A 12965-nucleotide genomic window follows, 5' to 3' on the forward strand; every position below is an offset into this window, starting at 1 on the left:
CGGCGCGCGGGCGCCGGCCTCTACATAAGGATGCGTTTCGATGAACATGAACCTGCTGCACGACCTGACGTTCTACGTGATGTACGGCGCCGCCGCCCTCGCCGCCTTCGTGGTGGTGGAACGCTGCATTTTCTTCAGCTACTCCCTGGGCCGCGCGCGCAAGCTGGTGCCGGCGCTGAACCCCAGCGTGCGCGGCACCGCTGACCTGCCGGCCGAGCTGACCGGCCGCGACAGCCTGCCACTGCAGCTGCTGCACCAGCTGTATGAAGGCCGCCGCCACCTGCACTCGCACCAGGAGCTGGAAGACCTGGGCCAGGCCATCTACATAGAACTGCGCGGCAAGCTCTCGCGCAGCCTGTGGATTCTGGAAGCCGTGGTGGCCGGCGCGCCGCTGCTGGGGCTGTTGGGCACCATCATGGGCATCATCGACACCTTCAAGGCGCTGGCCGAGGCCGGTGTGTCGGACCCGGGCGAAGTGTCCCGCGGCATCGGCACCGCGCTGTACGCCACCGCGCTGGGTATTTCCATCGCACTGGTGGGCCTGGTATTCAACAGCCACCTGCAGGACCGCCAGGAGCAGATCGCCGACCACCTGAAAATGCTACTGTTGCGCGCAGGCCTGGGCACCCGCTACGCGCCCGCCACCGACACCAGCGCCGCTGCCGCTGCCGCCCAGCACCGTACCGCCTGACCTGGACAAGGAGTGCCCATGCCCGCCCTACCGTTCGCCCCGCGCCGCGCCAGCCTGCTGGCCGCCGCACTGCTGCTGGGTGCCTGCACCCAGGCCGCCAGCCCGGCCAAGCCGGTCACGGTCAACATTGCCGCAATCAACGACTTCCACGGCAACCTGCTGCCCACCCCGCTGAGCTACCCCATGCCCAGCGCGCCGGGCGGCAAGGTGACCATGAAAGCCGGCGGCATCAACGCCCTCAGCGGCGTGGTTGCCCAACTGCGCCAGCAAGACCCGCACCTGCTGCTGATTGGCGGCGGCGACATGATCGGCGGCAGCCCGCCGATTTCGGCGATGTGGGCCGACGAGCCAACCCTGGACGCCCTCAACCTGCTGGGCCTGGACCTCAGCGTGGTGGGCAACCACGAACTCGACCAGGGCAGCGCCGAGCTGCTGCGCCAGGTGCGCGGCGGCTGCGATTCGGCGCGCCCGGACAAGGCTTGCCAGTTCGACAAGGCCTACCGTGGCGCGCGCTTCCCCTATATCGCCGCCAACCTGATCGACCAGGCCAGCGGCAAGCCGCTGTTCGCCCCCTACCAGATAGAGCAGGTGAACGGCGTCAAGGTGGCCTTCGTCGGTGCGGTGCTGCGCGACGTGGCGTCGGTGGTCACCGCCAAGGGCATGCAAGGCCTGGGCACGCTGGACGAGGCCGACGCCATCAACGCGCAACTGCCGGCCCTGCACCAGCAAGGCGTGGACGCGGTGGTGGCGGTGATTCACCAGGGCGGTGAAACGTCCGAACATTTTGACCAGGCCGACTGCAGCCACCTGCAGGGCGACATCGTCGACGTCGCCAAGCGCCTGGCCCCTGAAATCAAAGTGGTACTGACCGCCCACACCCACCAGGGCTACCTGTGCCGGGTGGGCGACAAGCTGGTGACCCAAGGCGCATCCTACGGCCGCCTGCTGACCTACCTGACCCTGACCATCGACCCCGACAAGCACCAGCTGCTCAACGCCAGCGCGCGCAACATCGTCGTCGACCCCAAGCGCTACACCGCCACGCCGGAAATCGCCGCACTGGAAGCCCGTGTGGAGCAACGCAGCCAGGCGCTGCTGAACAAACCGGTGGCACGCATCGCCGGCACCGAGCTGACGCGCACCCTGAGCCCGGCCGGCGAATCGAGCCTGGGCGACGTGATCGCCGACGGCCAACTGGCAGCCACCCGCGGCCTGGGCGCGCAGGTGGCGTTCACCAACCCTGGCGGCATGCGCAGCGACCTGATCCTGGAACCTGGGCAGGCGCTGCTGAACTTTGGCCAGGTGGCCAGCACCCAACCGTTCAACAACACCCTGAACATCCTCACCCTCAGCGGCGCGCAGTTGCAGGCGCTGCTGGAACAGCAGTGGCAGGACGGCGACAAGGCCTTCCGCCCACTGCAGCCCTCTTCCACCCTGCGCTACCGCTGGGACGCCACCCGCCCTGCCGGCCAGCGCCTGGTGCCGGGTAGCCTCAGCGTGGATGGCAAACCCGTGCTGGCCACGCAAACCTACCGCGTGACGGTGAACTCGTTCATGGCCGAGGGCGGCGACAACTTCAGCGTGCTGGCCCAGGCCGAACACCGCCTGGACACCGGCCTCAACGACCTCGACGCGTTGGTGGCCTATTTGCAGGCGCAGGACCAGGCCGGTACGCCAGCCGGCGGGGTAGCATCGCCGCGGATTCTGCGTGCGCCATGACCCGCCTCGCCAGATACCCGCTAGAATAAAAAACCACCGCGTTTCAATCAGGCAAGCGATGACCAACCCGAAAATCAAGATTCGCCAAAAAAACGTCGAGAAAATCCTGCTGGCCGCTGAAAAGGTCTTCGCGCAGAAGGGCTATGCCGGCACCGCCATGGCCGACATCGCCCAGGAAGCCGAACTGCCACGCACCAACCTCAACTATTACTTCTCCACCAAGGAGGACCTGTACCGCGAGGTGTTGATCAACCTGCTGGGCAGCTGGCAGCAGGAAGGCGCCTGCTTCGAGCGTTTCGACGACCCGCGCGTGGTGCTCACCAGCTACATCATGGAGAAGATGACCCACTCGCGCCTGCGCCCCCACGGCTCCAAGCTGTGGACCAACGAAATGATGCACGGCGCGCCGATCTTCCGCGACAAGCTGGACGAGCACCTGGCCATCGACGCCAAGGTCAAGGAAGCGAAGATTCGCCAATGGGTCGAGGAAAAACGCATCCGCCCGGTCAGCCCGTCGGCGCTGTTGTACATGATCTGGGCGTCCACCCAGCACTACGCCGACTTCGACCACCAGGTGGCGGCGCTCAACGGCCACCAGCCGCTGTCGGATGCGCAGTTTGCCGAGGCGGTGCAGACCATCACGGCGGTGATATTGCGCGGGATCGGGCTGGAGCCTTGAGCACAGGCGCTACCGTGTGGGAGCCGGCTTGCCGGCGAGCTTTTCGAGCGCAAAAACTCGCTGGCAAGCCAGCTCCCACAAGTCAGGCGTGATCCAGCGGTGACGGCTGGGCGTCGATACGAATCTTGTACAGGTGCACCGGGTACTCCACCGTCGACGGCTTGCCGCCGGTGGTGGCCGGCGTGCGGTTGATCTGCGCGGCGGGCAGGTACAGGTAGCCGTCCTGAATCCACAGTGCATCCACCCATACCAGCCGCGGGTCGGCCACCACCGTGGTCACGGTCTTGTCCGGGGCGATGCGCTTGACGCTGCGGGTGTTTACGTCCGAGGCGTAGATATTGCCCGCCGCATCAATCGCCGTGCCGCCCGTGCTCCAGGTGTCCAGCCAATGCTCGGCACGGGCCTCCACAGCCTTAGCGGGAATTTTCGGGTCATCCAGGTACTGGGTCTCGATACGCGCCAGCGGCCCGGGAATGGCCTGGTAATACAGGTACTGGCCGTCCGGCGAGACCTCCAGCTGGTCCAGCCCTACCCGCTTCTCCTGGCCGTTGGGAATGAACAGTTTCTTGCCGTCGGCATACATGGGCACATGGTCGATGGACAAGGCGTGGCCTTCCAGCAGCGTACGCGCCTTGCCGCTGTCCAGGTCCAGCACCACCAGGCGTTCGGCACCCGGGTCGGTCAGGTAGGCCAGCCGCGAGCGGAAGCGCACGTCGTCAAAATAGCTGTTGTCCTTCTGGATGGCGCTGTCGAAGCTATACACCTTGTCGACCTGGTTGGTGGCAAGGTCGATGCGCACCAGCTTGCCCGCGCCCGCCACCGCATGGGCGCCGGTGTTGATGCCGGTGTTGCCGGCGTCCACCGCCCACAGCTTGCCATCGAGGCCTACGCGCAAGGCGTTGACGTGGAGGAAATGCTTGCCCGGCTCGCCCGCATTCCAGGTGTTCCATTGGGCATCCGGGAAAGGATGCAACTGGCCGTCCTTGCCCACCTCGGCCAGGGACATACCCGGCCCCTCGGATTGCGTCAGGGATACGAAGGTGCGGCCATCGGCCGTGACGGCCGCGCCGTTCCAGATATGCGGCGAGGTGGCTACCTCGATCAGGCGGCTGTCCTGCTGGGTGGGCAGCGTGGGCGGCAACGCATCGGCGGCGCTAGCCAGCATCGGGCAAGTCAGGGCGAGGGCGAATAGCAGGGGCTTGCTGAAGGGCATGGGCATTTCTCCGGCTTATTGTTTGTCCTGAGTATTGCCGCCGGTGATAGTTCGAATCCATTTGCGAATTTTCAAGCATCGATGCCTGGAAGGAATGAGTGATGCCAGCCATCGATCGATCCAAATATTGTATACAACTTTATGGACACAATGACGAAACATTGAATACAGTATAAAAACAACAAAAACCAGGGAACCACCATCATGATCGAGTCCCCGCCTGCCGCTGTGCGTCCTGAAGATGAGAACCTCGGCCCGTTCGCCAACGCGGCGTACGGCCTGCAACACGTGTTGACCATGTATGGCGGCATCGTTGCCGTGCCGTTGATCATCGGCCAGGCCGCCGGCCTGTCGCCGGCGGAGATCGGCTTGCTGGTGGCCGCCTCGTTGTTCGCTGGCGGCCTTGCCACGCTGCTGCAAACCCTGGGCATTCCCTTCTTCGGCTGCCAGCTGCCGCTGGTGCAAGGCGTATCGTTCTCGGGCGTGGCAACCATGGTGGCCATCGTCGGCAGCCAGGAAGGCGGTGGCGTGGCGTCGATTCTTGGCGCGGTAATGGCGGCGTCGCTGATCGGCCTGTTGATCACCCCGGTGTTCTCGCGCATCACCCGCTTCTTCCCGCCGCTGGTCACCGGCATCGTCATCACCACCATCGGCCTGACGCTGATGCCGGTGGCGGCGCGCTGGGCCATGGGCGGCAACAGCCGCGCCGAGAACTTCGGCAGCATGGGCAATATCGGCCTGGCGGCGCTGACCCTGGTGCTGGTGCTGTTCCTGAGCAAGGTGGGCAGCGCGACCATCTCGCGCCTGTCTATTTTGCTGGCCATGGTCATCGGCACGGTGATCGCCAGCCTGCTGGGCATGACCGACTTTTCCGGCGTGGGCCAAGGCCCGATCTTCGGCCTGCCCAGCCCGTTCCACTTCGGCCTGCCGACCTTTCACCTGGCGGCCATCATCTCCATGTGCATTGTCATCATGGTGACCCTGGTGGAAACCTCCGCCGACATCCTCGCCGTGGGTGAAATCATCAACACCAAGGTCGACGCCAAGCGCCTGGGCAACGGCCTGCGCGCCGACATGCTGTCGAGCCTGCTGGCGCCCATCTTCGGCTCGTTCACCCAAAGCGCGTTTGCCCAGAACGTCGGCCTGGTGGCCGTCACCGGCGTGAAAAGCCGCTACGTGGTGGCCACCGGCGGCGTGTTCCTGGTGGTTCTAGGCCTGCTGCCAGTGATGGGCCGCGTCATTGCCGCAGTGCCCACCTCGGTGCTTGGCGGCGCTGGCATCGTACTGTTCGGCACCGTGGCAGCCAGCGGCATCCGCACCCTGTCGAAGGTCAACTACCGCAACAACATGAACCTGATCATCGTCGCCACCTCCATCGGCTTCGGCATGATCCCCATCGCCGCGCCCAACTTCTACGACCACTTCCCCACCTGGTTCGCCACCATCTTCCACTCCGGCATCAGTTCGTCGGCGATCATGGCCATCCTCCTCAACCTCACCTACAACCACTTCACTGCAGGCAATTCCGACCAGCAATCGGTATTCGTCGCCGGCACCGAGCGCAGCCTGCAGTACCGCGACGTCGCCGCGCTGCGCGATGGCGACTACTTCAGCGGCGGCAAACTGTACGACGCCGAACACAACGAAATCCCCCTGCTGGGCGACGCCGCTGCGCACCACATGGCAGCGCCGCATCACGGCGCCGTGTCGCCTGTGTCGGAACATTCCTGAGGCTTGTAGGAAGCGTCCGTCAGACGCTTCTGATTCTCTCCCCACACCTTGTAGGCGGCCGCCCCGCCGCCTAACCTGCCCACTCCTCACAGCCTTCCAACCTTGATGAAGCCGGCTCATCAAGGCTGGGGGCTGCATTGATACATCAGCGGAGCAGGACATGAAATACACACAGGTAGCGGCCATCGCAGTGATCGCCGCGTCGGTTACCTTGGGAGGGTGCGCCAGCATCTTCGGTGACAGCGACTCGAAGGTAGGCGTGTACGCCGTACCGCAAACCACCACCTTCAGCATCAAGGACAGCGCCAACCGCGTCGTGCAAACAGGCACCACGCCATCCCAGGTGCTGCTGAAATCCAGCCGCGGCTACTTCCAGAAAGAGACCTACACCGTGGTGTTCCACCGCGAAGGGCAGGCGGATGACGTGCATGTGCTGACGCCCTCGGTGAGCGGTTGGTATTGGGGGAACCTGTTGTTGGGTGGGTTGATCGGCATGCTGATTGTCGATCCGCTGACGGGGGCAATGTATACGTTGCCGGAGGACGTGACGGCGCGGCCGTTGGTGATGGCGTCGGGCGAGTCAGAGGCGGCTTGAACCGTAGCGTGTACGCACGTCCAGCGTGGACAAAAGATCACTACCATCTCGGAACGTGACGTAGTAATTTGGATCCGACGCTTTTCCTAGTCCGTTTTGCGTCACTAAGCCCCGGGCACTTGTGTTTCGGGGCTTTTTTGTGGGTGATCGCTACCGCGCTCGCTGACACGTTTTTGTCTGTAGGAAACCGCGTAGGACGGTTCTGTTTTTCCCCAACCCTGTTGAATGCTTGCCTTCCCCCCCATACGCTGGCAGCCGAATACAGGACTTAAGGACGGGTGATGAAATGGACGGAAGAATCGTGGCACTGGAAAAGTCGACCCTGGAGATCAGGGAGAAATTGGTGCGCGTGGAAACCAAGCTCGAAGGCATAGAGGCGACCATGGCCAGCAAGACAGACCTGGCGGACTTGAGAACAGCCATCGCCGAAGGTTTCACTGCACAGACCAAATGGGCCATCAGCACGGCGGTGGCCTTGGCTGTCATCGCCTTCACGGCAGCAAAGTTCATCGCCTAACGCCTGTAGCAGCGGCCGCCAGGCCGCGTCCGCAATTGATCTGGCAAATTGCGGTCCATGGAAAATCAGGTGAACACCTACTTCCAAGGGACGTTTTGACGCAAGCCTATGGCGATATCCACACCCTCAGGTTTGACATTGTACAAATGTACCAGCGCAGCACTCTACCTACGCAGAACGCTTTGCATAGGGGACTGGCCGGATAAGGATAGAATCAATGGCAATGACGAAATGTAAGGAATGCAAAAAAGAAGTTTCTACAGGCGCCAAGACTTGCCCTCATTGCGGAGTCAAGGACCCGGCAGTTGGTCCAGTCACGTTCTTGGTTGCTTTCATTACGGTAGCCGGTCTGGGGTGGTTCATTTACAGCGCAATAAATACACCGTCGGAAGAAAATCAGGCGACAGCAGAGGCTGGGAATGCCACAGGCAACGAGCCTGACTGCAAAAAAGACCTTCAGTGCTGGTTCACAAGGAATCGCCCAGAAGCTTCGTCTCGTTGTGAGAAAGCAGTTGAGGGGCTTGCAAAGTTTTCATCAAAATGGACCGACTCGATGTTCGAACCCAAGTTCAGCCACGCGGCATGGTCGGACCAGGACCAAGGCGTAATCACCTTTGTCGGCGATAAAATTCAGTACCAGAACGGCTTTGGCGCCTATCTGAACAGCATCTACAGATGTACCTATGACCCCAATATCAAGGCGGTCGTGGCTGTTTCCGCAGCGCCAGGAAGTTTGCCCTGAACGTTTCTGATGCCTGCCTTGCAATGCCGAACCTCCCTGAGGGTGCGGTTGGCTATGAATCCTTAAGCGCCATCGTGAAAAATAGGAAATTTCCGGCGTTTTCGGAGAAAACGGTTAGAGCCCAAGTCCATAGCAAGCAGCCGCCATGCCGCGTCCGCGGTTAGCCTCGTATGCGCGCCGCCTGTGACGCGGCCTGACGGCCGCTGCTACGGGTCTGCAGCGCTTGAGGCATCGCGGCAGGCCCAGTCAATATTCAGCAACTGCACCACACCTCCATTCAAGCCAGCCTCGCCAAAGCCATTTGCCGGGGCTTTGTCGTCTTTGGCTATTGGAGGCAAATATGTCTAGAGCGCAACGACGACACGACACACGTCGAATAAAGGCAAAATATTACCAGCACCTGCACACCCGCCTAGGGGACGTCGGGGCGAGCCCACGGGATGCGGGCATGTTTGCCAACCATGGCAAGCTCTGCTCATGTTGGATGTGTGGCAACCCGCGTAGGCTGGGCTTGATAACTTTGCAGGAGCTGAGCGCCGAAGATTATTCAGGGCGGCGATTTGAATTTGAATAGTCAGGAGCTCGATGTGGGAAATGCAAATACCTTGTAGCCGCTGCCGAAGGCTGCGCCCGCCATGGTGTGAGCCTGAGACTTACAGCGAGTCATAGGGCCAGCGCAGCCTGCCGGCAGCGGCTACAGGTTTAATGCAGCCAGCCTAAAAACCCGAACAGCAGAAACAACAAAGCCACCCGAAGGTGGCTCTGTTGAAGAATATGGTCGGGACGGAGTGATTCGAACACTCGACCCCTAGCACCCCATGCTAGTGCGCTACCGGACTGCGCTACGCCCCGACTAGGCGTGAAACCTGTTGCTCTACCGCTTTTCCCTGTTGAAGGGAACGATCAAGAATATACCGCAAGCTTTTGAAAAGTGGAAGTATTTTCTCGACCCGATTTATTACTTTTTGAGGACGCCCAACACGTCTTCCAGCTCCGAGATCATCTGACGAATCAGCTGCTTGTACTGGGTGGTGTCGTCCTTGGCTTCGTCGCTGGACAGGCGCAAACGCGCGCCGCCAATGGTGAAGCCCTGGTCGTATAGCAGGGCGCGAATCTGCCGGATCATCAGCACGTCCTGGCGCTGATAATACCGGCGGTTTCCGCGGCGCTTGACCGGGTTGAGTTGAGGAAACTCCTGTTCCCAGTACCGCAGTACGTGGGGTTTTACAGCGCAAAGTTCACTGACCTCACCAATGGTGAAGTAGCGTTTGCCAGGAATCGGCGGAAGCTCGTCGTTATGACTTGGTTCCAGCATATGCCTCAACTCGGGCCTTCAACTTCTGCCCTGGACGAAAGGTGACCACACGGCGAGCCGTGATCGGGATTTCCTCACCGGTTTTCGGGTTGCGGCCAGGCCGCTGGCGCTTGTCGCGCAGGTCAAAGTTTCCGAAACCGGACAGTTTGACCTGCTCGTTGTCTTCCAGAGCGTGCCTGATTTCCTCGAAAAACAGTTCGACCAATTCCTTGGCCTCCCGTTTGTTCAGGCCCAGCTCTTCGTAAAGACGCTCGGCCATCTCAGCTTTCGTCAGAGCCCCCATGCGCTACTTCCTTAACGTGGCATTCAACCTTTGTTCGAGCGAGGTGAGGATAGCTTGCGTCGTGGAATTCACCTCATCGTCATTAAGAGTGCGCGATGGATGCTGCCAGGTCAAGCCAACTGCAAGGCTTTTTCTATTGGGATCAATGCCTTTACCTTGGTAGACGTCAAAAAGGCTGAGGTCTGTGAGCCATTCCCCTGCATTTTCACGAATAACCTGCATGACCGCGCTCGAAGCCACTTCACGATCCGCTACCAAGGCCAGGTCGCGACGCACTTCAGGGAACCTGGACAGCTCCGAGAATTTCGGCAACTTGCCTTCGGCCACTTCCGCCAACACCAGTTCGAAGACGAACACCTCGCGGTCCAGGCCCAGGGCTTTTACCAGCTCTGGGTGCAGGGCGCCGAGGTAGCCGACTTCGCGGCCTTCACGCACGATGCGTGCGGTCTGGCCAGGGTGCAGGGCTGGGTGCTTGCCCGGCTCGAAGCTGAACTGTGCCAGCGCGCCGGCGAAGCCCAGCAGCGCTTCCACGTCCGCCTTGGCGTCGAAGAAGTCCACGGTGTCACGGCCTTGCGCCCAACCTTTCGGCAGGCGTGTGCCGCAGATCAGGCCTGCCAGCATCGGCTCCTGCTTCAGGCCGTCCAGCTGGCCGATGAAACGCAGGCCGCTTTCGAACAGGCGCACGCGGTCTTGCTGGCGGTTGAGGTTGTGTTGCAGCGCCTTGACCAGGCCCGGCCACAACGAGCTGCGCATGGCAGCCATGTCGTTGGAGATGGGATTGGCCAGCAGCAGCGGCTCGACACCTGGGTTGAACAGCTCGAACCATTTCGGATCGATGAAGCTGTAGGTGATCGCTTCCTGGTAGCCACGGGCAACCAGCAGGCGACGCAGCTCCGGCAGCTCGCCACGGGCTTCGGCCTTGGCTTGCGGGGCCAGGCGGGCTTGCGGGTAACGAACCGGCAGGCGGTTGTAGCCGTACAGGCGCGCCAGCTCTTCGATCAGGTCCACTTCCAGGCTGATGTCGAAGCGGTGGCTTGGCACTTCAACGCGCCATTGGCCGGCGCCTTCGGCAACGATGCCCAGGCCCAGGGCGGCGATCAGGCTTTCGATCTGCTCGGCCGGCATGTCCATGCCCAGCATCTGGCTGACGCGTTCGGCACGCAGGGTAACCGGCGCGATGTTCGGCAGGTGTTGCTGGCTGACGGTTTCGATGATCGGGCCAGGCTCGCCGCCGGTGATTTCCAGCAGCAGGCCGGTGGCACGTTCCATGGCTTCACGGGCCAGGTTGAAGTCCACGCCACGCTCGTAGCGGTGCGAGGCATCGGTGTGCAGGCCGTAGGAACGGGCCTTGCCAGCGACGGCGATCTGGTCGAAGAACGCACTTTCCAGGAAGATGTCGCGAGTCTTGGCGGTAACGCCGCTGTGCTCGCCACCCATGACACCGGCGATGGCCAGGGCACGGCTGTGGTCGGCGATAACCAGGGTATCGGCGCGCAGGGTGACTTCCTGGCCGTCCAGCAGGACGAGCTTCTCGCCCTCCTCGGCCATGCGCACGCGAATGCCACCGTTGATTTCAGCCAGGTCGAAGGCGTGCAGCGGCTGGCCCAGTTCGATCATCACGTAGTTGGTGATGTCGACGGCAGCGTCGATGCTACGCACGTCGCTGCGGCGCAGGCGTTCCACCATCCACAGCGGGGTCGGCCTGGACAGGTCGACGTTGCGGATGACACGGCCCAGGTAACGCGGGCAGGCCGCCGGCGCCAGCACTTCAACCGGACGCACTTCGTCGTTGACCGGCGCAACCGCAGGCACGACCGGACGGGTGACGGGGGCGGCGTACAGCGCGCCCACTTCACGGGCAAGGCCGGCCAGGGACAGGCAGTCGCCACGGTTCGGGGTCAGGTCGACCTCGATGCTGGCGTCGTCCAGGCCCAGGTACACGCGGAAGTCTTCACCTACCGGCGCATCGGCCGGCAGCTCCATCAGGCCGTCATTGCCCTCGCCCACTTGCAGCTCGGACTGCGAGCAGAGCATGCCGTTGGACTCGACGCCGCGCAGCTTCGCCTTCTTGATCTTGAAGTCGCCTGGCAGCTGGGCGCCCAGGGTGGCAAACGGGATTTTCAGGCCCGGGCGCACGTTCGGCGCGCCACAGACGACCTGGAAGGTCTCGGTGCCGTTGCTGACCTGGCAGACGCGCAGCTTGTCGGCATCGGGGTGTTGCTCGGTGCTCAGCACTTCGCCGACGATCACGCCGGTGAATTCGCCAGCCGCGGGGGTGACGCTGTCCACTTCCAGACCGGCCATGGACAGACGAGCCACCAGCTCATCGCGGCCTACCTGCGGGCTTACCCAGCCGCGCAGCCATTGTTCACTGAATTTCATCCTGCTCTCCTAATAATTCGTTTAGCGAAATTGCGCGAGGAAGCGCAAGTCGTTGTCGAAGAACAGGCGCAAGTCATTGACGCCATAACGCAGCATGGCCAGGCGCTCGGCGCCCATGCCGAAGGCGAAGCCCTGGAATTCTTCAGGGTCGATGCCCGACATGCGCAGCACGTTCGGGTGCACCATGCCGCAGCCCATCACTTCCAGCCAGCCGGTCTGCTTGCACACGCGGCAGCCTTTGCCGCTGCACATCACGCACTGGATGTCGACTTCAGCCGAAGGCTCGGTGAAGGGGAAGTAGGAGGGACGGAAACGTACTGCCAGCTCTTTCTCGAAGAACACCCGCAGGAATTCCTCGATGGTGCCTTTCAGGTCCGCGAAGTTGATATCGCGGTCGATCAGCAGACCCTCGACCTGATGGAACATCGGCGAGTGGGTGATATCCGAGTCGCTGCGGTATACCCGGCCTGGGCAGACGATGCGAATCGGTGGCTGCGAAGATTCCATGGTACGGACCTGCACCGGCGAGGTGTGGGTGCGCAACAGCATGTTCGCATTGAAATAGAAGGTGTCGTGCATCGACCGGGCCGGGTGGTGGCCTGGGATGTTGAGCGCCTCGAAGTTGTGGTAGTCGTCTTCAACCTCAGGGCCTTCGGCGATGCCGTAGCCGATGTGGGTGAAGAACTGCTCGATCCGCTCCAGGGTGCGAGTGATCGGATGCAGGCCGCCAGAAGTCTGGCCACGGCCCGGCAAGGTCACGTCGATCTGCTCGGCGGCGAGCTTGGCACTCAGTTCGGCTTCTTCGAAGCCAGCCTTGCGTGCATTGAGGACTTCTGTAACACGCTCCTTGGCGACGTTGATCAGCGCGCCGACTTTCGGGCGCTCATCGGCAGGCAGGTTGCCCAGGGTCTTCATCACCTGAGTCAGTTCGCCCTTCTTGCCAAGGAAGTGAACCCGGATCTGCTCCAGGGCATTGATATCTTCAGCGTTTTGCACGGCCTCCAGAGCTTGAGAGACCAGCGCATCCAGGTTTTCCATGTACAGACTCCAGATACAAAACAGGGGAAGAGCTTAAAGGCTCTTCCCCTGTTTATGACG

12 protein-coding genes and 1 tRNA gene are annotated in these 12965 nt (G+C 62.1%); 7 read left to right on the plus strand and 6 right to left on the minus strand.

What is annotated here, in order from left to right; translation table 11 throughout:
- Positions 1-40 precede the first annotated feature (40 nt).
- Genes AC0SZ7_RS24725 through AC0SZ7_RS24735 form a run of 3 tightly spaced genes read left to right on the plus strand, consistent with a single transcriptional unit; the run spans position 41 to position 3089 of the window.
- Positions 41-691 carry a MotA/TolQ/ExbB proton channel family protein gene (locus tag AC0SZ7_RS24725; protein ID WP_475506846.1) on the plus strand — a complete coding sequence of 217 codons (651 nt, stop codon included), beginning with the start codon at positions 41-43 and terminating at the stop codon, positions 689-691.
- A gap of 18 nt (positions 692-709) precedes the next feature.
- Positions 710-2410: a bifunctional metallophosphatase/5'-nucleotidase gene (locus AC0SZ7_RS24730; RefSeq protein ID WP_475506847.1), complete on the plus strand. Its 1701-nt coding sequence runs from the start codon at positions 710-712 to the stop codon at positions 2408-2410.
- Positions 2411-2468: 58 nt separating this feature from the next.
- Positions 2469-3089: a TetR family transcriptional regulator C-terminal domain-containing protein gene (locus AC0SZ7_RS24735; RefSeq protein ID WP_475506848.1), complete on the plus strand. Its 621-nt coding sequence runs from the start codon at positions 2469-2471 to the stop codon at positions 3087-3089.
- Positions 3090-3171: 82 nt separating this feature from the next.
- Here AC0SZ7_RS24735 and AC0SZ7_RS24740 read toward each other — a convergent pair whose 3' ends face one another.
- On the minus strand, positions 3172-4302 hold the full coding sequence (locus tag AC0SZ7_RS24740) for an SMP-30/gluconolactonase/LRE family protein (RefSeq protein ID WP_475506849.1): 1131 nt from the start codon (positions 4300-4302) through the stop codon (positions 3172-3174).
- Positions 4303-4506: 204 nt separating this feature from the next.
- On the opposite strand from AC0SZ7_RS24740, the gene AC0SZ7_RS24745 reads away from it, so the two are divergent.
- The 4 genes from AC0SZ7_RS24745 (at position 4507) to AC0SZ7_RS24760 (ending at position 7887) form a co-directional block, all read left to right on the plus strand.
- Complete coding sequence (locus AC0SZ7_RS24745; RefSeq protein WP_475506850.1) at positions 4507-6033, plus strand: nucleobase:cation symporter-2 family protein; 1527 nt, start codon at positions 4507-4509, stop codon at positions 6031-6033.
- Positions 6034-6193: 160 nt separating this feature from the next.
- Positions 6194-6628 (plus strand): hypothetical protein, encoded by a 435-nt coding sequence (locus AC0SZ7_RS24750; RefSeq protein WP_475506851.1) that lies wholly within the window; start codon positions 6194-6196, stop codon positions 6626-6628.
- A 286-nt stretch (positions 6629-6914) separates the two neighbouring features.
- A complete protein-coding gene (locus AC0SZ7_RS24755; protein ID WP_473003518.1) occupies positions 6915-7145 on the plus strand; it encodes a hypothetical protein in 231 nt (76 codons plus the stop codon).
- A 217-nt stretch (positions 7146-7362) separates the two neighbouring features.
- Positions 7363-7887 carry a hypothetical protein gene (locus tag AC0SZ7_RS24760; RefSeq protein WP_475506852.1) on the plus strand — a complete coding sequence of 175 codons (525 nt, stop codon included), beginning with the start codon at positions 7363-7365 and terminating at the stop codon, positions 7885-7887.
- Positions 7888-8662: 775 nt separating this feature from the next.
- Here the strand turns inward: AC0SZ7_RS24760 and AC0SZ7_RS24765 are convergent.
- From AC0SZ7_RS24765 to pheS, 5 genes are all read right to left on the minus strand, one after another.
- Positions 8663-8739: transfer RNA gene (locus tag AC0SZ7_RS24765), tRNA-Pro, on the minus strand.
- 106 nt (positions 8740-8845) lie between these two features.
- Complete coding sequence (locus AC0SZ7_RS24770) at positions 8846-9202, minus strand: MerR family transcriptional regulator (RefSeq protein WP_475506853.1); 357 nt, start codon at positions 9200-9202, stop codon at positions 8846-8848.
- Complete coding sequence (ihfA, locus tag AC0SZ7_RS24775; RefSeq protein ID WP_002553164.1) at positions 9183-9485, minus strand: integration host factor subunit alpha; 303 nt, start codon at positions 9483-9485, stop codon at positions 9183-9185. The genes AC0SZ7_RS24770 and ihfA overlap by 20 nt, the downstream gene beginning before the upstream one ends.
- Positions 9486-9488: 3 nt before the next feature.
- Positions 9489-11867 (minus strand): phenylalanine--tRNA ligase subunit beta, encoded by a 2379-nt coding sequence (gene pheT / locus AC0SZ7_RS24780; RefSeq protein WP_475506854.1) that lies wholly within the window; start codon positions 11865-11867, stop codon positions 9489-9491.
- Positions 11868-11888: 21 nt separating this feature from the next.
- The gene (pheS, locus tag AC0SZ7_RS24785; RefSeq protein WP_475506855.1) at positions 11889-12905 is read right to left on the minus strand and encodes a phenylalanine--tRNA ligase subunit alpha; all 1017 of its coding nucleotides are present in this window, start codon (positions 12903-12905) and stop codon (positions 11889-11891) included.
- Positions 12906-12965 lie beyond the last annotated feature (60 nt).

The organism is Pseudomonas sp. JC1203 (assembly GCF_056175065.1).